Annotated in this window: 21 protein-coding genes; 1 reads left to right on the plus strand and 20 read right to left on the minus strand. The window is 39.0% G+C overall.

Going from position 1 to position 18,052, the window contains the following annotated elements; genetic code table 11:
* Nucleotides 1–2: 2 nt before the first annotated feature.
* Nucleotides 3–818 (minus strand): pyruvate, water dikinase regulatory protein, encoded by an 816-nt coding sequence (locus tag ACZ2V4_RS02490; protein WP_219492172.1) that lies wholly within the window; start codon nt 816–818, stop codon nt 3–5.
* A gap of 11 nt (nt 819–829) precedes the next feature.
* A complete protein-coding gene (ccpN, locus tag ACZ2V4_RS02495; protein ID WP_219494835.1) occupies nt 830–1,462 on the minus strand; it encodes a transcriptional regulator CcpN in 633 nt (210 codons plus the stop codon).
* Between the two features lie 283 nt (nt 1,463–1,745).
* Here ccpN and ACZ2V4_RS02500 point away from each other — a divergent pair, with 283 nt between their 5' ends.
* A complete protein-coding gene (locus tag ACZ2V4_RS02500) occupies nt 1,746–3,134 on the plus strand; it encodes a glycine--tRNA ligase (protein ID WP_219492174.1) in 1,389 nt (462 codons plus the stop codon).
* A gap of 38 nt (nt 3,135–3,172) precedes the next feature.
* Here the strand turns inward: ACZ2V4_RS02500 and recO are convergent, their stop codons facing one another.
* The 18 genes from recO to hrcA form a co-directional block, all read right to left on the minus strand.
* A complete protein-coding gene (recO, locus tag ACZ2V4_RS02505) occupies nt 3,173–3,928 on the minus strand; it encodes a DNA repair protein RecO (RefSeq protein WP_413474498.1) in 756 nt (251 codons plus the stop codon).
* Nucleotides 3,928–4,830 (minus strand): GTPase Era, encoded by a 903-nt coding sequence (era, locus tag ACZ2V4_RS02510; RefSeq protein ID WP_120785658.1) that lies wholly within the window; start codon nt 4,828–4,830, stop codon nt 3,928–3,930. Before era ends, recO begins: the two co-directional genes overlap by 1 nt.
* The gene (cdd, locus tag ACZ2V4_RS02515) at nt 4,830–5,234 is read right to left on the minus strand and encodes a cytidine deaminase (RefSeq protein ID WP_490514473.1); all 405 of its coding nucleotides are present in this window, start codon (nt 5,232–5,234) and stop codon (nt 4,830–4,832) included. Before cdd ends, era begins: the two co-directional genes overlap by 1 nt.
* Before the next feature lie 11 nt (nt 5,235–5,245).
* Nucleotides 5,246–5,590 carry a diacylglycerol kinase family protein gene (locus tag ACZ2V4_RS02520; protein ID WP_241427514.1) on the minus strand — a complete coding sequence of 115 codons (345 nt, stop codon included), beginning with the start codon at nt 5,588–5,590 and terminating at the stop codon, nt 5,246–5,248.
* Nucleotides 5,590–6,054 (minus strand): rRNA maturation RNase YbeY, encoded by a 465-nt coding sequence (gene ybeY, locus ACZ2V4_RS02525; protein ID WP_219492183.1) that lies wholly within the window; start codon nt 6,052–6,054, stop codon nt 5,590–5,592. The genes ACZ2V4_RS02520 and ybeY overlap by 1 nt, the downstream gene beginning before the upstream one ends.
* Nucleotides 6,055–6,999, minus strand: coding sequence for a PhoH family protein (locus ACZ2V4_RS02530; protein ID WP_219492186.1), 945 nt, complete (start codon nt 6,997–6,999; stop codon nt 6,055–6,057).
* A gap of 59 nt (nt 7,000–7,058) precedes the next feature.
* A complete protein-coding gene (locus ACZ2V4_RS02535; protein WP_490514474.1) occupies nt 7,059–7,478 on the minus strand; it encodes a PH domain-containing protein in 420 nt (139 codons plus the stop codon).
* Between the two features lie 132 nt (nt 7,479–7,610).
* Nucleotides 7,611–8,153: a hypothetical protein gene (locus ACZ2V4_RS02540; protein WP_420493781.1), complete on the minus strand. Its 543-nt coding sequence runs from the start codon at nt 8,151–8,153 to the stop codon at nt 7,611–7,613.
* 11 nt (nt 8,154–8,164) lie between these two features.
* The gene (gene floA / locus ACZ2V4_RS02545; protein WP_219492193.1) at nt 8,165–9,154 is read right to left on the minus strand and encodes a flotillin-like protein FloA; all 990 of its coding nucleotides are present in this window, start codon (nt 9,152–9,154) and stop codon (nt 8,165–8,167) included.
* Nucleotides 9,155–9,171: 17 nt separating this feature from the next.
* A complete protein-coding gene (locus ACZ2V4_RS02550) occupies nt 9,172–9,801 on the minus strand; it encodes an NfeD family protein (RefSeq protein WP_219492196.1) in 630 nt (209 codons plus the stop codon).
* A 155-nt stretch (nt 9,802–9,956) separates the two neighbouring features.
* A complete protein-coding gene (gene rpsU, locus ACZ2V4_RS02555) occupies nt 9,957–10,133 on the minus strand; it encodes a 30S ribosomal protein S21 (protein ID WP_219492197.1) in 177 nt (58 codons plus the stop codon).
* 119 nt (nt 10,134–10,252) lie between these two features.
* Complete coding sequence (gene mtaB, locus ACZ2V4_RS02560; protein WP_283721896.1) at nt 10,253–11,596, minus strand: tRNA (N(6)-L-threonylcarbamoyladenosine(37)-C(2))-methylthiotransferase MtaB; 1,344 nt, start codon at nt 11,594–11,596, stop codon at nt 10,253–10,255.
* 119 nt (nt 11,597–11,715) lie between these two features.
* Complete coding sequence (locus ACZ2V4_RS02565; protein ID WP_420493782.1) at nt 11,716–12,453, minus strand: 16S rRNA (uracil(1498)-N(3))-methyltransferase; 738 nt, start codon at nt 12,451–12,453, stop codon at nt 11,716–11,718.
* Nucleotide 12,454: 1 nt separating this feature from the next.
* Nucleotides 12,455–13,390 (minus strand): 50S ribosomal protein L11 methyltransferase, encoded by a 936-nt coding sequence (prmA, locus tag ACZ2V4_RS02570; RefSeq protein WP_283721898.1) that lies wholly within the window; start codon nt 13,388–13,390, stop codon nt 12,455–12,457.
* Nucleotides 13,391–13,392: 2 nt separating this feature from the next.
* Nucleotides 13,393–14,511, minus strand: a complete 1,119-nt coding sequence (dnaJ, locus tag ACZ2V4_RS02575) for a molecular chaperone DnaJ (RefSeq protein ID WP_219492206.1) — start codon at nt 14,509–14,511, stop codon at nt 13,393–13,395.
* Nucleotides 14,512–14,615: 104 nt separating this feature from the next.
* Nucleotides 14,616–16,442 (minus strand): molecular chaperone DnaK, encoded by a 1,827-nt coding sequence (gene dnaK, locus ACZ2V4_RS02580; RefSeq protein WP_219492209.1) that lies wholly within the window; start codon nt 16,440–16,442, stop codon nt 14,616–14,618.
* Between the two features lie 52 nt (nt 16,443–16,494).
* A complete protein-coding gene (grpE, locus tag ACZ2V4_RS02585) occupies nt 16,495–17,088 on the minus strand; it encodes a nucleotide exchange factor GrpE (RefSeq protein WP_219492212.1) in 594 nt (197 codons plus the stop codon).
* A gap of 2 nt (nt 17,089–17,090) precedes the next feature.
* Nucleotides 17,091–18,044: a heat-inducible transcriptional repressor HrcA gene (gene hrcA / locus ACZ2V4_RS02590; protein WP_420496049.1), complete on the minus strand. Its 954-nt coding sequence runs from the start codon at nt 18,042–18,044 to the stop codon at nt 17,091–17,093.
* Between the last annotated feature and the right edge of the window lie 8 nt (nt 18,045–18,052).

Raw genomic sequence — 18,052 nt, forward strand, 5'->3', positions numbered from 1 at the left:
CTTTAACGTTGATTCTCAGTAACAATCTTAATAATTTCGTTCGCTGTTTCTTCTATCGCTTTATTCGAAACATCAATCACCTTACATCCAATTCTATCGACAATCGAATGGAAATAGTCAAGTTCTTCATGAATACGGTCATCCTTAGCATAGTTCGCATCATTCTTTAACCCAAGTTGAGCAAGACGTTCCACTCTTATCTTGTTTAGCTTAGCTGGATCAATTTTTAAGGCGATGCACTTGGATGGATCTATATCAAACAGCTGCTCAGGTGGATCAACTTCGGGTACAAGCGGCACGTTCATTACCTTATATCGCTTATGCGCTAAGTATTGACTTAGCGGCGTCTTAGATGTACGAGAGACGCCTACCAGCACGATATCTGCTTTAGCTAAACCACGCACATCTCTTCCGTCATCGTATTTTACGGCAAATTCAATGGCTTCTATTTTCTTGAAATAATCTTCATCTAACTTATGTACGATACCTGGTTCATTTAAGGGATGCTCGTCTAAAACATCAACCAGCACTGTCATCAAAGGACCCATTATATCGACACTCTTAATAGCAAAAGCCTCAAGCTGCTGCTGCATATACTTTCTGATCGCTGGTTTAACAAGTGTATAGACAACAATCGATTCCTGTTCCTTTGACAGATTAATAACTTCATCAACATTCTCGGTTGTCTCGATATAAGGTAGTCGTATCGTATCAATCACATTATTAAGTAGATTAAATTGAGATACACATGCTTTCGTAACGAGTTCTGCAGTCTCCCCTACAGAATCCGATGCGATGATTAACCTAATTTCTTTCATAAATTTATCCCCTATTCATCCTCAATTAGTGACACAAAGGCACGCGTAATCGTTGTCTTAGTGATACGCCCTGTCACTTCATAATGTTCTCCTGACTTCTGTACAACTGGTAACGAATCAATCTGTTTCTCTATCAATAGATTTGCCGCATATATGAGCAGATCATCCTGTACACATACAGAAATATTTGGCATACGGGACATAAAGACATTTACCGGCAGATTATGAATCTCCTGATTACCCATCGATGCACGGAGCAGATCTTTACGAGAGCATACACCAACAAGATGATTTTCATGATTTGTCACAAAAAGTGTACCTACATCCTCCAGAAACATCGTACAAATTGCATCATAAGCTGAAATGTCTTCGTGGATGACGACCGGTATAGACTGAAAATCTTTCACCTTAAACTTCTTAATAGAAGCTGATAAGAGCTGTGTGCTTGACTTACCCGTGTAAAAGTAACCCACTCGTGGTCTCGCATCTAAGTAGCCAGCCATAGTCAGGATTGCTAAATCTGGTCTTAATGTTGCTCGTGTTAAACTCAATTTCTCAGCAATCTTCTCTCCAGTAATGGGGCCATTGTTTTTTACAATCTGTATTATCTTTTCCTGCCTTTTATTCAGTTCTATCGTAAACACCCCAAACATGCACAATTTAATAACTTTATTATACCCATCAACTGCAATTTTTACAAATGACATGTCTAACATCTTGAGTCTTAGTAAGAAAGATGATATATTCATATTAAGCGAGTTAAGGGTGGTGTGAGCTTAACAGAATAATTGGCGCAATATCATAACTTAACATTTATAAAAGTGAGTAAACACTAATTTGGGTGGAACCGCGGGTTTATATACTCGTCCCAAGGCTTGATTGCCTTGGGACTTTTTTGTTTACTCTAAATTAATAGGAGGTCATATTATGGCAGAAAAAAACATGGAAACAATTGTTAATCTTGCAAAACACAGAGGCTTCGTCTTTCCTGGCAGCGAAATCTACGGTGGGCTTGCTAACACTTGGGATTACGGTCCGTTAGGTGTAGAACTTAAAAACAATGTAAAACGTGCATGGTGGCAAAAATTCGTTCAGCAATCACCTTATAACGTAGGTCTTGATGCCGCGATTCTGATGAACCCAAAAACTTGGGAAGCGAGTGGCCACTTATCTAACTTTAACGATCCTATGATCGATAACAAAGATTCTAAGATTCGTTACCGTGCAGATAAATTAATTGAAGATTATATGCACGCACAAGGTGATGAACACTTTATCGCTGACGGTATGAGCTTTGACGAAATGAAACAATTTATCGATGACAAAGGGATTGTATGTCCTGTATCAGGTACAGCAAACTGGACTGAAATCCGTCAGTTCAACTTGATGTTCAAAACATTCCAAGGGGTCACTGAATCATCTACAAATGAGATTTTCTTACGCCCTGAAACAGCACAAGGTATCTTTGTAAATTACAAGAACGTTCAACGCTCAATGCGTAAGAAACTTCCATTCGGTATTGCACAAGTAGGGAAATCATTCCGTAATGAAATCACACCAGGTAACTTTATCTTCAGAACACGAGAATTCGAACAGATGGAATTAGAATTCTTCTGTAAACCAGGCACTGAAATTGAGTGGCAGGAATACTGGAAGAACTTTGCAGCGAAATGGCTGAAAGATTTAGGTATTAAAGAAGAGAATACGAAACTTCGTGACCATGATGAAGACGAATTATCTCACTACTCTAATGCAACAACAGATATCGAATATAAGTTCCCATTCGGCTGGGGTGAGCTATGGGGTATCGCAAGCCGTACAGACTTCGACTTAAAAGCGCATATGGCAGCAAGTGGAGATGACTTCAGCTACCACGACCAGGAAACGAACGAAAAATATGTACCATACTGTATTGAACCCTCATTAGGGGCAGACCGCGTAACGTTAGCATTCTTATGCGATGCATTTGAAGAAGAGACATTAGAAGGTGGAGATACACGTACAGTGATGCACTTCCATCCGGCACTCGCACCATATAAAGCTGCGATCTTACCACTGAGTAAAAAGCTCTCACCAGATGCGATGAAAGTATATGAAGAACTCAGCACATACTTTGCCATCGACTTTGATGAAAGTCAGTCAATCGGTAAACGTTACAGAAGACAAGATGAAATCGGTACACCATTCTGTATCACATTTGACTTTGATTCGTTAGAAGATAATCAAGTTACAGTTCGTGACCGTGATACGATGGAACAAGTACGTATGCCAATTAGCGAAGTAAAAGCATTTTTAGATGAAAAAATTAAGTTTTAAAATGATAAAAGCGGGTTCATTTTCATGAACTCGCTTCTTTATTTATAATTATCTAGTCTTCTCATCTGCTCCAGAATCTTCCTCGACTTAATAAAGACACCTATAAATTCATCATACATCTTATACACGAGCGTTTCCATCTCGTCGATTAAACTGTGTTCAATATTTATAGAGCTTAAACTTTCAATCGGTACTTCACTGAGCAGATAAAGCATATAGAGACTCTTATTCGTCATAGGGATTGCATGTGGATCTTCATTGAGTGCCTCTTGCGTTATCACGCTATTAAATTGAAACGAATACGCAATAAAATCTTTATGTGTCATGTTGCCATCATAAGTACTGTACTTAAAATTTGGTACATAGCCATAGAGCGGCATACATTTAATACTTACTAGCAGCGCAATAAGTCTCGCATTATCACTTCGCTCCATATGTGTCAACGCGACTTTAAGTAACTGATATGCATATGGATTCGTCTCATCTTCTTCAAGTGCACGATCAATCAGTTCAACAACGTACTGTGCATACGTCATCACATAGATATCTTCACGTATTTCATAATGACTGTTAATTGTATCCACCGAAGACAATGTACCCATTCCTTTGAACTGAGAGAAAATAAACAAATTTTCATAGAACAAATCTAATCCCGCACCATACTTTGTTGATTTACGGGCATTCCTTGCCATTAACGCAACTTTAACCCCCGCTTCATTCAAAAAGGTGATAATCAGATGATTATCACCATAAGCGACACGTCTAATGACGATACCTACAGCTTTCTTAAGCATTAATACTCGTCTTCTCTATAGCCAATTTGTCGTATGAAATTCGGTTTATTTCTCCAGTCCTTTTGTACTTTCACCCATAGCTCCAAATACACTTTAGAACCTAGTAACATCTCGATATCTTTACGGGCAAGCTGTCCAATCTTCTTAAGCATTGACCCTTGTTTACCGATAATAATCCCTTTTTGAGAATCTCGTTCGATATAGATCGTCGCTTCAATATGAACACGTTCTTCTGATTCTTTGACCATCTTCTCCACCTGCACACCAATTGCATGCGGGATTTCCTGGCTTGTTAAATGAAGCGCTTTTTCACGGATAAGTTCTGCCACGATAAACTCTTCCGGATGATCTGAAATCTGATCTTTCGGATAGTACATCGGTCCTTCCGGCATATATCCTTCAATGACTTTTACAAGATGGTCAACATTATTACCTTGTAATGCTGAAATCGGTACAATCTCTGCAAACGGCAATAAGTCCTTATACTTCTCGATTTCTTTAATCAGCTCGTCAGGATGTATCTTATCGATTTTGTTTAATACTAAGAATATCGGTGTGCGGTTATTCTTAAGTAGTTCAATAATAAATTCATCTCCACGGCCGATACTCTCTTCTACATTGACCATGAACATGATTGCATCAACTTCACGTAACGTGTTCTTCGCTACTTTCATCATATAATCACCAAGCATATGTTTCGGTTTATGAATACCAGGTGTATCGATAAAGATGATTTGTGACTGTTCTGTCGTTAAAACACCTTGTACTTTATTGCGTGTCGTCTGTGCTTTATCTGACATTATCGCTACTTTCTGTCCAAGTACTTTATTCATAAATGTAGATTTCCCTACATTCGGGCGTCCAATAATCGCAACAAACCCTGACTTAAATTCATTTGACATTATTTCAAATCCTTTCCTGAGAAACCAAGCGGCAATAAATCGTCGACAGTACGTGCGATAACATCACCTTTAACATTCGTTAAGAATACAGGCATTTCATCATCGCATAACTCCTTGATCACTTGTCGACATGAACCACATGGCGATGATGGTGTATCAGTATCTGTTGTAACAACCAATACTTCAAACTCACCTGGCTTATAACCATCTGCAATCGCCGATACTAGCGCTGTACGCTCCGCACAGATGCAGTCACCATATGCAGCATTCTCTACGTTACAACCATCGAAAGTTTTGCCGTCCTTCGTAATTAAATAGGCACCTACTTTAAAGTTTGAATACGGTGCATGTGCTTTTTCCTGAGCGCGAATTACGCCCTCTAACCATTCCTGTTTGAATTCCATGATCATTCCTCCTAGAATAACTTCAATATGTACGGTATAAAAATAATCATACCAATAAGCAGGCTCATCATGGATGCAATTAATACCGCAAGACTTGCTGTGTCTTTTGCGTACTTCGCTAACGGGTGATACTCATCTGTTACGAGATCTACAACATATTCAACAGACGTATTGATCACTTCCATAAAGAGAACTGCACTTATTGCAATAATGATAAACAACCATTCCGTTCTCGTGATATTAAATAATACACTAATAATGATTACGAATAAAGCAGCAATTAAATGCAGGATAAAATTTTTATCCTTTTGTAATAATATAACAAGTCCTGCAATTGGATGTTTAAATCGTTTGATCATACATCTCTTCGTAATCCGAATGCATTTAATATTTCATCCTGACGCCCAAACATACGTGTTTCATCTGCTTCATTCATATGATCATATCCTAGAAGATGTAGTAAACCATGCAACGATAAGAAACCTAGCTCACGCTCAAAAGAATGACCATACTCTTCAGCCTGTTCCAAAGCTCTTTTTACACAGATAATGATGTCTCCCAGCACACGTGGTGCATCAGGCATTTCAAAGTCATCCTCGCCTTCTTCAAGGGCAAAACTGATGACGTCTGTTACTGCATCCTTATTGCGGTATGCTTTATTAATTGCCTGAATTTCATTTTCGTCTACAAATGACACTGCAACTTCAGCCTCTTCATTAATTCCTTCCTGCTCGGCAGCAAAAATGAGCAAACGCTCAATTTCTGGTAAGTGCTTTGCATCAATTTGTGCATTATCATCAATAAAATCTACTGTTAACATTTAAACGTCTCCTTCGTATGCATTGATTATCTTTCCAACGAGCGGGTGTCTCACAACATCAGCACCATCAAAATAATGGATTTCTATCCCTTTTACACCGTTTAAGCGGTGAACCGCTTCAATCAGACCACTCTTAACACCTTTAGGTAGGTCAATTTGTGTTTCATCACCCGTAATGACCATCTTAGAGCCAAACCCTAGTCGTGTTAAGAACATCTTCATTTGAGCATGTGTCGTATTCTGTGCCTCATCCAATATAACGAAGGCATCTTCTAATGTACGGCCACGCATATATGCAAGCGGTGCAATTTCAATCACCCCACGTTCAATGAGTCGAGCTGTATGCTCTGCACCGAGTACAAAATGCAAGCCATCATATAACGGACGTAAGTATGGATCTACCTTCTCTTTCAAGTCTCCGGGTAAGAATCCAAGGGACTCACCCGCTTCAACAGCTGGACGTGTTAATACGATACGCTTCACCTTTCCGCTACGTAAACTCTGGGCGGCCATTACAACTGCTAGAAATGTCTTCCCTGTCCCAGCAGGTCCAATACCAATCACGAGATCATTCTTCTTTATCTGATGGGCATATAATCGTTGACCCATCGTCTTTGCACGGATAGACTTTCCAGTAGCGTCTTTTGTTATTTCTTCATCGTACAGATCACTTAAATAATGAATCGTGCCTTTCTCAGACATCTGAACAGCAGACTGTACATCACGTAACGTAATATTTGTACCTTTTTGAATAATCTTAAGCAAACTTCTGATAACGACCTCAGCCTTCGAAATCGCATCAGCTTGACCATGTATCGTAAGTTCCTGACCACGCGTATGCAATTCCACACCATAAAATTCCTCAAGATAATTTAAATGTTCGTCGTTATTGCCAAGCATTGCCTGGGCTTCATTTATATTGTCAAAGCGAATGATATCAGACATTCAAAAACTCCTTTATTTATCGTTACCTTAACTTTATCAGTTTGGGAAATAACACACAATTATTTTATATCAGCGGCTCTATCAAGCATTGAATCGGCTAAACTGAAGTTCTGAATGCGAATATCCGGATTAACCTTCTTCAAGTGCGCAATAAATTCTAAGGTTAACTTAGGTTTCACAACAACCTTCTGCTCTTTACCATAAATTTCTACCAGCACATTATCTCGTACTTTCACACAATTTAACAATTCAATATCATGAATATTAATCGCTTTACGCTCAAAACCTTTCGTAATATTAAGCGCATTTCCCTCTATATCATAAAATTCATTTAACAGCGTATAGATAAGGAGACTCCCAAGTACAAAAGAAGCGACACCACTCGTCAATGGATTTAAATAGAATGCAATGGAAACGAGTGTAACAATAATGACGAGTAGCGACTTCTGAAATGAATTGACGATACTTTTATATCTCATGCCATCACCTCTTACCTCTATTTTATCAAATTTTATTCATGATACGTTAATAGTTTCTCTATAAACTAATAAATTATCATCATTAAAATTAAAAAACCTTAAGTGACTGAAACAATCACTTAAGGTTAACCATTATTGCATTGATTTCGGCTTGCCGAGCACTTCGCTCATAATAATACCATTTAATACTGCAGCTTTGTCAAACGTCAAATCGTCTACTGCAACTTCAATGTCCTGTGCCATCACTAAACTTTGAATGCGATTCTGTTTTTGGCGTGGTGTGAGATTCTGATCATTTTCAATTTTGTAGATTTGTTCAGCCAACGTGAAAGTTTGGGTTACAACTGTCTTACTCTGTCTTGAAAGACTTGCTTGTTCTGCCTTTGCTTTCACATTCTCTCTTATATTGCTTTGATGCTGCACAACTTTCTTCGGCTTCACTTGACCAACTGTCTGCCCACGCGCTTGAGTAGTGGCATTACGAGTCGACTTATCATTCATACCTTGATTTATCGTTGCCTCGATTTGCTGTAACTGTTTCTGAAATTCTGATCGCAAACCTTTTGATGTTCCAGCCTTTTTACCAGGAGCGGTATTTTTCTTATCATTATCTAACAAAGAAGACACACCGCTAATTACCGCAATCAATATAAATATTATCGTACCTACACTCATGTAATCACCCTTTATTTTTTAGGCGTATCATCATTCTTATCTGTCATCTTGTTAATCGCGTTGCGCATACCTGTATCTGATTCGATATTCTTTAAGTTATAGTATTCTTTAACACCGATATTACCAGACTTTAATGCTTCAGCCATTGCAAGCGGCACTTCTGCTTCCGCTTCCACAACTTTCGCACGCATCTCTTGAACACGCGCTTTCATCTCTTGCTCCTGCGCAACCGCCATCGCACGTCGTTCTTCAGCTTTCGCCTGTGCGATATTCTTATCTGCCATCGCTTGCTCTGTCTGAAGATCTGCACCAATATTCTTACCGATATCTACATCAGCAATATCAATCGACAGAATCTCAAACGCTGTTCCAGAGTCTAGACCTTTTCCTAATACTGTCTGAGAAATCATATCCGGGTTCTCTAATACAGATGTGTGGGAACGACTTGAACCGATTGTCGAAACGATACCTTCTCCGACACGGGCTACAATCGTCTCTTCACCTGCACCACCAACAAGGCGCTCGATGTTTGCACGCACTGTAATACGCGCTTTCGCCTTAACTTCAATACCATTCATCGCAACGCCGGCGATAAATGGCGTTTCTATAACTTTCGGGTTAACTGACATCTGTACCGCCTCTAGCACGTCACGTCCTGCCAAATCAATCGCAGCACCACGCTCGAAAGGTAAGTTAATGTCTGCACGTTGTGCTGCAATAATTGCATCTACGACGCGGTCAACGTTCCCACCTGCTAAATAATGCGACTCTAACTGGTTCGTCGTCAATGATAAACCTGCTTTATGCGCCTTAATCAATGGATCAATAACGCGACGTGGCGATACACGACGTAAACGCATACCAACAAGTGTACCAATGCCGACTTTAACACCTGCAGCTAACGCCGAAATCCATAACCCTACTGGTACAAACGAGAATAATATCATCAAGAAGACGATAACGATAAATGTAATTATTCCAATACCTATTAAACCTGACATTCATTCCACTCCTTTATTTATAATGTTTTTACTACAACACGCGTACCTTCAACCTCGGTTATCTTCACCGAAGTATCTTTTTTGATAAATGCACCTTCACTCACGGCGTCAATACGCTTATCATTATGCACGATAATACCAGAAGGTCTTAAGTCAGTTAGACAAACAGCTACCTGCCCTACTAAATATGACCTGTCATCATGAGATGTGTAGCCTGCCTCCTTATTCGTTGAGTCATGTAACACGACTTGCTGAAGCAGAGGAACTCTCTTCTTGAAAAACTTCACTATGATCACCCATTCTATAAGTGCGACGATTAAACAGATCGATACGAATAAAGTCATCATCGTCATGTTGTCTCCAATAAGCAGAAAACTGATGATAATGCATATAATACCGATAATTCCAATAATAGCACCGATAATAAACAACTCTAAAATGACAAGAAGTATACCACCGATAAACAAAATAATCGCCAGTGCTTCCATATCACCGTTATAGATGTTCATGACAAAAAATAATAAACTCGCAATTGCGCATATTATTCCAGCACTGCTGATTCTCGGAGTATAAAGCTGCCATATGCATGACACTGTCATAACAATCATTAACATAAGCAGGATGATATCCTGTAATTGTAAATCCAACTGAACACCTCCTTATTTTCATTATACAGAAAATTCACTCACAATATATGTATAAACATAAAATTTATGAAAAATTCACAAATAACAGTTACAAAAAAAGAAGCCTGGATAATCCAGACTTCTACATCTATTAATAACATTTGAGGGAGCAAATATTATTTGACTTTACGTTTACGCGCTGCTTCTGATTTCTTTTTGCGTTTTACACTTGGTTTTTCGTAGAATTCACGTTTACGTACTTCTTGAATTGTACCATTTTTAGAAACAGTACGCTTGAAACGACGTAAAGCATCTTCAATTGATTCGTTTTTACGAACTACAGTTTTAGACATATAATTTCCCTCCCTCCAAATATCAACGGAACATTTTAAACATAGATATAAGTAAAATATTCTATGTACTAAAACATTATAATACAACAGTTACACGAGGTCAATAACGAATTTGAAGGTTATTGAACTTGCATCTCTGACTTCTTGTAAGTATTTGGGATGACCGTTACGAACGTTCCTTCATTTATTGGATAGCCGCTCTTATCAATCTTCACCTTAACAAGCTCACCGATTAAATGCTCATCTGCTTCAAACTGTACCTTAAGGTAATTATCCGTGTAACCAACAAGCATATTACCATTACTAGCCTTCTCTTCTGGAATCACTTCCAGCACTTCACCTTCAAAACGACCTGCATATTCTTTTGCAAGCTGATCGCTTAATGTAATTAAACGATGTACGCGGTCATTCTTCACAGATTCATCAATTTGATCCGTCATTCTTGCAGCAGGCGTACCCGTACGCATTGAATACGGGAAGACATGTAGTTCACTGAAACCATGCTTTAAAATAAAGTCATATGTCTCCTGGAACTCTGCTTCAGTCTCACCAGGGAAACCGACAATAACATCACTCGTAACAGCAAGACCTGGCATAATGGCATGCAGCTTCTTCAGACGCTCTGAGAAATGTGACATCGTATATTTACGACGCATACGCTTTAATACCGTATCACTACCGGACTGAAGCGGAATGTGTAGGTGACGCACAACTTTATTGCTCTTGTCAATTACATCAATCACTTCATCCGTTAGCTGACTCGCCTCGATAGAAGAAATACGAATACGCTTCAAACCATCAATCGTCTCTAGATCACGGAGTAATTGTGCCAAATTATAATCCTTTAAATCTTCACCATAACCACCCGTATGAATCCCTGTTAATACAATCTCCTGATAACCAGACTGTACAAGCTGCGTTGCCTGACGGACAACCTCTTTAGGATCACGAGAACGCATTAAACCACGCGCCCAAGGAATAATACAGAACGTACAGAAGTTATTACACCCTTCCTGAATCTTAAGTGACGCACGCGTACGGTCCGTAAAGTAAGGTACATCTAACTCCTCATATGTACGATTCTTCATAATATTCGTCACACCATTAATCGGTTGACGTTCCGCGCGATACTGTTCGATATAAGGAAGCATCTTATGACGATCCTGTGTACCGACAACAATATCTACACCGGCAATATCCATAATTTCTGCAGATGACGTCTGTGCGTAACACCCCGTAACACAAATGACCGCATCAGGATTGCGACGAACCGCACGACGGATCACCTGACGACTCTTCTTATCACCCGTGTTCGTTACTGTACACGTATTAATAACATAGACATCAGCACTTTGTTCAAAATCAACGCGCTCATAATCAGCATCTTTAAATAACTGCCAAATCGCTTCTGTTTCATAATGGTTTACTTTACAACCCAACGTATGAAATGCAACTGTTGACATATGTTCACCTCATTTATAATTCTTTGCATTATATAAAAATACCATGAATATCAATAACTTTCAATGTCATTGCATGGAATGTTATTGATATACAATAAAAGACACTGAAAGTTCAGTGTCTAATTCAACTCAAAATGAAAGCTCATTGCTGACAATGCATATAATGGCGCGGTCTCAGCTCTTAATATACGTGGTCCGAGGCCAATAACCGTACTTCCAAACTGAGCCACTTCCGCTTCACTCAGTCCACCTTCCGGACCGAATATCACGCACACTTTATCACCATGCTGTACATTTTGTAACGCTTCAGTAAAGCTTTTCATCTCACCTGACTTCGCTGTTTCTTCATATGCAATCAGCACATGATCAAAGTCTTTCAGCTTTTGTCCTAATGCTTTCCCGCTCGCGACAAACTCAATAGACGGGACAATTTGTCTGTAACTCTGCTCAGCCGCTTCCTTAACAATCTTCGTAAAACGCTCTAACTTCTTCTGGAACTTCTTTTCGTCCACTTTAACGATCGTTCTTTCACTAACAAACGGCATAAACGACGCAGCTCCAAGTTCTGTCGCCTTCTGTATCATCCATTCATACTTATCATTTTTAAGCAACCCGCTGGCAATCGTCACAGACACAGGCATCTCTGTCTGAATATCAATGTGCTCAATCGGTTTCACTGTAATCTCAGCCTGAATATCGGTAATTTCACAGATCATCGTTGCATTCGTAAAGTTAACGATCACCTTATCTCCCGTTTGCTGTCTCATAACGTTTTTAATATGATGGACGTCGTCCTTACTACTGATCCGATATGTTTCGTTTATAACACTTTTTATACCAAGAAAATAACGCTGCATACTATGCCTCTTTTCTTGCTGCAATGGCAACCCATCCACTATCGTGCATCACTTCAACAATCGTATAACCGACGCGTTTTAAGTGGTCGATAATCATCTCTTCTTTCTCGTCGATGATGCCTGACGTTATAAGCAGACCATTATCATTTAATAATGCATAACTATCATCAATCATCATATCCACGATATGAGCTAATATATTAGCAAATATTACATCGCGTTTCTCTGTCTCACCTTTAAGGAGATTCCCTGGTTCTGCTTGTATCGCGTCAAGACAGTCATTCTTCTCGAAATTGTCTTCTGCTACTTTCACAGCAACAGAATCTAAATCGAGTGCTTTAATTGGCTTTGCTCCAAGTTTATGTGCAGCGATACTTAGTATGCCAGACCCAGTCCCTACGTCAACTATAGACTGATCACTTTCTACATACTTCTCAATTAACTTGAGACACATCGAAGTCGTCGCATGATCACCAGTACCAAATGCCATACCAGGATCTAGGTGTATCGCATGCTCACCGTCCTGTAAACCGTCATAGCTTTCCCAGCTCGGTACGATAACGAACTTGTCTGAAACTTTAAAGGCATGGAAATGATTTTTCCATTCATTAGCCCAGTCCTCTTCCTGCACGGTATGTGTACTGAATTCCAGACGAGTGACGTCGACATCATTTAATGCGTCTACTTTTTCTTTAATTTGCTCGATAACAGACGCATCATAATCTAGTTCACTAAAGTAAACTTTAACGCGTACATCCTCTTCTGGAAAATCATCCGGATTTAATTCATAAATTTCCCCGAATGTTTCAATACGACCTTTCTGAAGTTCAAGACTATCTTCAATCACTACACCATTCGCACCGACTTCATTCAGGATCTCTGCAATAAATGGCTCAAGTTCATGATTGATCATCATCGTTATCTCTACATAGTTCATCTTTATTCTCCTTTAAAGAAGCGTTTCGTTTTATCAAAGAAATTTGAAGGCTGTTCTGTAATATCATGTCCGTCAATCTCTGCGAATTCTCTTAATAACTCTGCCTGTCTGTTCGTCATCTTAACAGGCGTCATCACTTTAACCGTTACATATTCATCACCGCGACCATAGCCGTGGACGTTCTGCACACCTTTTTCTTTTAATCGGAAACGTTTGCCCGTTTGTGTTCCTGCTGGAATTGTTAGTTTCACTTTACCTTCTAACGTTGGCACTTCGACTTCATCACCAAGCGCTGCTTGAGCGATTGAGAGTTCAAGTGTATAGAATATATCCTCACCGGAGCGATCAAAGTAAGCATGGTCCTGTACGTTAAATACAACATATAAATCTCCAGCCGGTCCACCATTTATACCTGGTTCACCTTGACCTGATAGTCGAATTTGCTGACCTGTATCGACACCTGCTGGTACTTTCACACTAATCTTAACTGTCTTAATCTTTCTGCCAGTACCACCACAATCTGAACATTTCTCTTCAAACTCTTTACCAGTACCACCACAATCTGGACAAGTACGTTCACTTCTCACGCGACCAAATGGTGTGTTCTGTTCAACATGCACATTTCCACGTCCACCACAAGTAGCGCATGTCTTAATATTTGTTCCTGGTTTCGCACCACTGCCATCACACGTATCACATTCGACTTCCTTCTTCACTGAAATTTCTTTCTCAGCACCAAATACAGCCTCTTCAAACGTTACATTCATCTGATACTGCAAATCATTCCCTTGTCGCGGTGCATTCGGGTCACGACGTGCGCCGCCACCGAAGAATGAACTGAAGATATCTTCGAATCCACCGAAACCACCAAAGTCCTGGCCACTAAATCCTGCACCTTGGCCCATACCTGCATGACCGAACTGATCATACTGTGCTTTTTTCTGATCATCACTTAACACTTCGTATGCCTCAGCAATTTCTTTGAATTTATCTTCAGCATCCGCTTCTTTATTAATGTCCGGATGGTATTTCTTTGATAGTTTCTTATATGCTCTTTTTATCTCTTCTTTAGAAGCACCTTTAGATAATCCAAGGACTTCGTAGTAATCCCTTTTCGCCACGTTTCATTCTCCCTTTCTTATTTCTTTATTACTATATCAGTGTATCGCATGTTTTAAAAGAAAAAGTCAAAGCCAATAAATTGACTTTGACTTTAAAAGAGTACTTATTTATTATCGTCGTCTTTCACTTCAGTAAAATCAGCATCTACAACATCGTCATCTTTAGATTCAGCACTTTGTGCTCCTTCGCCTTGCTGTTGTGCCATTTGCTCATAAAGTTTCATAGATAAGCCTTGAACAATTTCGTTTAGTGTGTCTTTTTTCGTTTTAATTTCTTCAAGGTCATTACCTTCTAACGCTTTTTTAAGGTCTTCTTTTGCTGCTTCTGCTTTTTCTTTTTCAGCAGCATCTACTTTATCTTCTAAATCTTTGATTGCTTTATCCGTTGCAAATACAAGTTGATCTGCTTCGTTACGTAAATCTACTTCTTCACGACGCTTCTTATCTGCTTCAGCATTTGCTTCTGCATCTTTAACCATACGATCGATTTCTTCGTCACTTAATGAAGATGAAGACTGGATTGTAATCTTCTGTTCTTTTTGCGTACCTAGATCTTTCGCTGTAACGTTTACGATACCATTCTTATCGATATCAAACGTCACTTCGATTTGAGGCATACCACGTGGTGCTGGTGGAATGTCAGTTAACTGGAAGCGGCCTAACGTTTTGTTATCTGCTGCCATTTGACGCTCACCTTGTAATACGTGAATGTCTACTGCTGGCTGATTATCCGCTGCAGTTGAGAACACTTGTGATTTAGATGTTGGAATTGTAGTATTACGTTCGATTAACACTGTAGACACACCACCCATTGTTTCGATACCTAATGATAATGGTGTTACGTCTAATAATACAACATCTTTTACATCACCAGTGATAACGCCACCTTGAATTGCAGCACCCATCGCTACAACCTCGTCTGGGTTAACACCTTTGTTTGGTTCTTTACCTAATTCTTTCTTGATTGCTTCTTGTACTGCTGGAATACGAGTTGAACCACCAACAAGAATTACTTCATCGATATCTGCATTTGATAATCCAGCATCTTTCATCGCTTGACGTGTAGGACCCATCGTACGTTCTACTAATGTATGAGATAGTTCTTCAAACTTCGCACGTGATAAAGTCACTTCTAAGTGAAGTGGTCCTGCCTCACCTGCAGAGATGAATGGTAATGAAATTTGTGTTGAAGATACACCTGACAAGTCTTTTTTCGCTTTTTCAGCAGCATCTTTTAAACGTTGCATTGCCATTTTATCCTGAGATAAATCTAAGCCATTTTCTTTTTTGAATTCTTCTACTAAGTAGTCGATGATTACTTGGTCAAAGTCATCTCCACCTAATTTGTTGTCACCTGAAGTAGACAATACTTCAAATACACCATCACCAAGTTCAAGGATAGATACGTCAAACGTACCGCCACCTAAGTCGAATACTAATACTTTTTGTTCTTTATCGGTTTTATCTAAGCCATAAGCAAGCGCTGCAGCAGTTGGTTCGTTAATAATACGCTCAACTTCTAATCCTGCAATTTTACCAGCATCTTTAGTTGCCTGACGTTCTGCATCGTTGAAATATGCAGGTACTGTAATAACTGCTTTCGTTACTTTTTCACCTAAGTAGCTTTCGGCTGTTGCTTTTAAGTTTTGTAGGATCATTGCTGAAAGTTCTTGTGGTGAGTATTCTTTACCTTCGATGTTTACTTTGTAGTCTGTACCCATATGACGTTTAATCGAAATGATTGTATTAGGGTTAGTGATTGCTTGACGCTTCGCCACTTCTCCGACTTGTGTTTCACCATTTTTGAATGCTACAACTGAAGGTGTTGTACGGTTACCTTCTGGGTTTGCGATTACTTTTGGCTCTCCACCTTCTAATACAGATACACATGAATTTGTAGTTCCTAAGTCAATACCAATTACTTTACTCATTGTATAATTCCTCCATTAATTTAAAATTTATGAAATGTTATAAAACTAAAAATTATTCGTTTACTTTAACCATTGACGGTCTTAGTACACGTTCTTTTAATTTATAGCCCTTCTGTAGTTCTTCAAGTACGATACCTGAATCTTTACGCTCATCACTTTCTTGCATCACTGCTTGATGAAGATTTGGATCGAATGGCTGGTCAAGTGCTTCTATGACTTCTAATCCATTCTCTTTAAGTGAATGTAACAGACTTTCATAAACCATCTCTACACCCTTGTGAAGTGATTTAAACTCATCTGATTCACCTTGCTGCGCTAATGCACGTTCAATATTATCAATTGCTGGTAATATATCACGTAACACACTCTGCGCACGATATGTTCTTTCGGTATCTAATTCCTGACGCGTGCGTTTCTTATAGTTTTCAAACTCTGCATACAGTCTTAAATACTTCTCTTCTGACTGCTCAAGCTTTGCTTCAAGTTCAGCTACCGGATCGGTACTTTCATCTTCAACAGGCGCCTCACTTACTACTGTTTCATCTGGAGTTTCAGTTGATGCAACATCTGTTTCATTGCTTTCAGTTTCATTCGTTTCTGTGATGCTTTCGTCTTTCATTACATCCTGCTTATTTTCTTCTGACAAATCTAGTCCTCCTTAAACATTCGATGTAAATTCGATAATTTATTAAATATATCACGGTAACTCATTTGAGTTGGTCCGATGATTGAAATGTTACCATTCATATTATGCATATGAATCGGTGTCGTTACAATCGATATCCCTTGTAAATTCTCACTAATCTCCTGACCTAATATTACTTCAATCTGATTCGACTGCTTTGATTCTATTAGATCTGGTAATGTATTAGAGTCGATAAGCTTCAACATTTCTCTAATCGCTTCTAGATTATCAGAGTCCATAATTTCGTATAAATACTCACGACCTTCAAAGAACACCGCGTTCGTATTCGTTGTCGCTTTCTTAATAATCTCTGATTTAATATGTGTTAAAGGAAGTTGCTTTATCGACGGATATCCTTCCTGATGTAAATTCGACTTATTAATTGATGCCAAATTCGCATTCAGAAAATTATTCATCTTCTCAATTTCAAGTCTCGTTAAACGTACCTGCCATGAAATTTGCTGATGTTCAACATTTCCGTTCTCATATACGATAATCAACACCAGCTTCGTCGGTGTTAAGTATGTTAAATGAATCTGGGAAATAGACTTCATATCGATTTGAGATGTTGTTGCAATAGACAAATGTCTTGTATCTCTTGCGATTAATTGTGCAAGTCTTCTGAAGTCAAGTGCATCACTGTTATTAATATCAAAGTTCGGTTCATAAGGAAATTCTTCCTGCAGCGCTTCTACATAAAACTTGTAACCCGTTTCTGAAGGAACACGTCCTGAAGATGTGTGCATCTTCTCGATCAAACCAAAATCTTCTAGACGTTTCATCTCTGCACGTATGGTTGCAGGACTGACATTAAAGTGATGATCATCAATCAACTTCTTAGATCCTATAGGCGTTCCACTATCAACAAAATCCTCAACAATTACGTTCAACAAATGTAATTGTCTATCTGTTAGCATATTTCACC

The organism is Macrococcus sp. CoH-51_TC_04, from assembly GCF_058188655.1.

Excerpts from the sequence above, each read along its gene's own strand:
- ACZ2V4_RS02490 (WP_219492172.1), bottom strand. The coding sequence starts at position 818 with ATGAAAGAAATTAGGTTAATCATCGCATCGGATTCTGTAGGGGAGACT.
- ACZ2V4_RS02500 (WP_219492174.1), top strand. The coding sequence starts at position 1,746 with ATGGCAGAAAAAAACATGGAAACAATTGTTAATCTTGCAAAACACAGA.
- recO (WP_413474498.1), bottom strand. The coding sequence starts at position 3,928 with ATGCTTAAGAAAGCTGTAGGTATCGTCATTAGACGTGTCGCTTATGGT.
- era (WP_120785658.1), bottom strand. The coding sequence starts at position 4,830 with ATGTCAAATGAATTTAAGTCAGGGTTTGTTGCGATTATTGGACGCCCG.
- cdd (WP_490514473.1), bottom strand. The coding sequence starts at position 5,234 with ATGGAATTCAAACAGGAATGGTTAGAGGGCGTAATTCGCGCTCAGGAA.
- ybeY (WP_219492183.1), bottom strand. The coding sequence starts at position 6,054 with ATGTTAACAGTAGATTTTATTGATGATAATGCACAAATTGATGCAAAG.
- ACZ2V4_RS02530 (WP_219492186.1), bottom strand. The coding sequence starts at position 6,999 with ATGTCTGATATCATTCGCTTTGACAATATAAATGAAGCCCAGGCAATG.
- ACZ2V4_RS02535 (WP_490514474.1), bottom strand. The coding sequence starts at position 7,478 with ATGAGATATAAAAGTATCGTCAATTCATTTCAGAAGTCGCTACTCGTC.
- ACZ2V4_RS02540 (WP_420493781.1), bottom strand. The coding sequence starts at position 8,153 with ATGAGTGTAGGTACGATAATATTTATATTGATTGCGGTAATTAGCGGT.
- floA (WP_219492193.1), bottom strand. The coding sequence starts at position 9,154 with ATGTCAGGTTTAATAGGTATTGGAATAATTACATTTATCGTTATCGTC.
- rpsU (WP_219492197.1), bottom strand. The coding sequence starts at position 10,133 with ATGTCTAAAACTGTAGTTCGTAAAAACGAATCAATTGAAGATGCTTTA.
- mtaB (WP_283721896.1), bottom strand. The coding sequence starts at position 11,596 with ATGTCAACAGTTGCATTTCATACGTTGGGTTGTAAAGTAAACCATTAT.
- ACZ2V4_RS02565 (WP_420493782.1), bottom strand. The coding sequence starts at position 12,453 with ATGCAGCGTTATTTTCTTGGTATAAAAAGTGTTATAAACGAAACATAT.
- prmA (WP_283721898.1), bottom strand. The coding sequence starts at position 13,390 with ATGAACTATGTAGAGATAACGATGATGATCAATCATGAACTTGAGCCA.
- dnaK (WP_219492209.1), bottom strand. The coding sequence starts at position 16,442 with ATGAGTAAAGTAATTGGTATTGACTTAGGAACTACAAATTCATGTGTA.
- hrcA (WP_420496049.1), bottom strand. The coding sequence starts at position 18,044 with ATGCTAACAGATAGACAATTACATTTGTTGAACGTAATTGTTGAGGAT.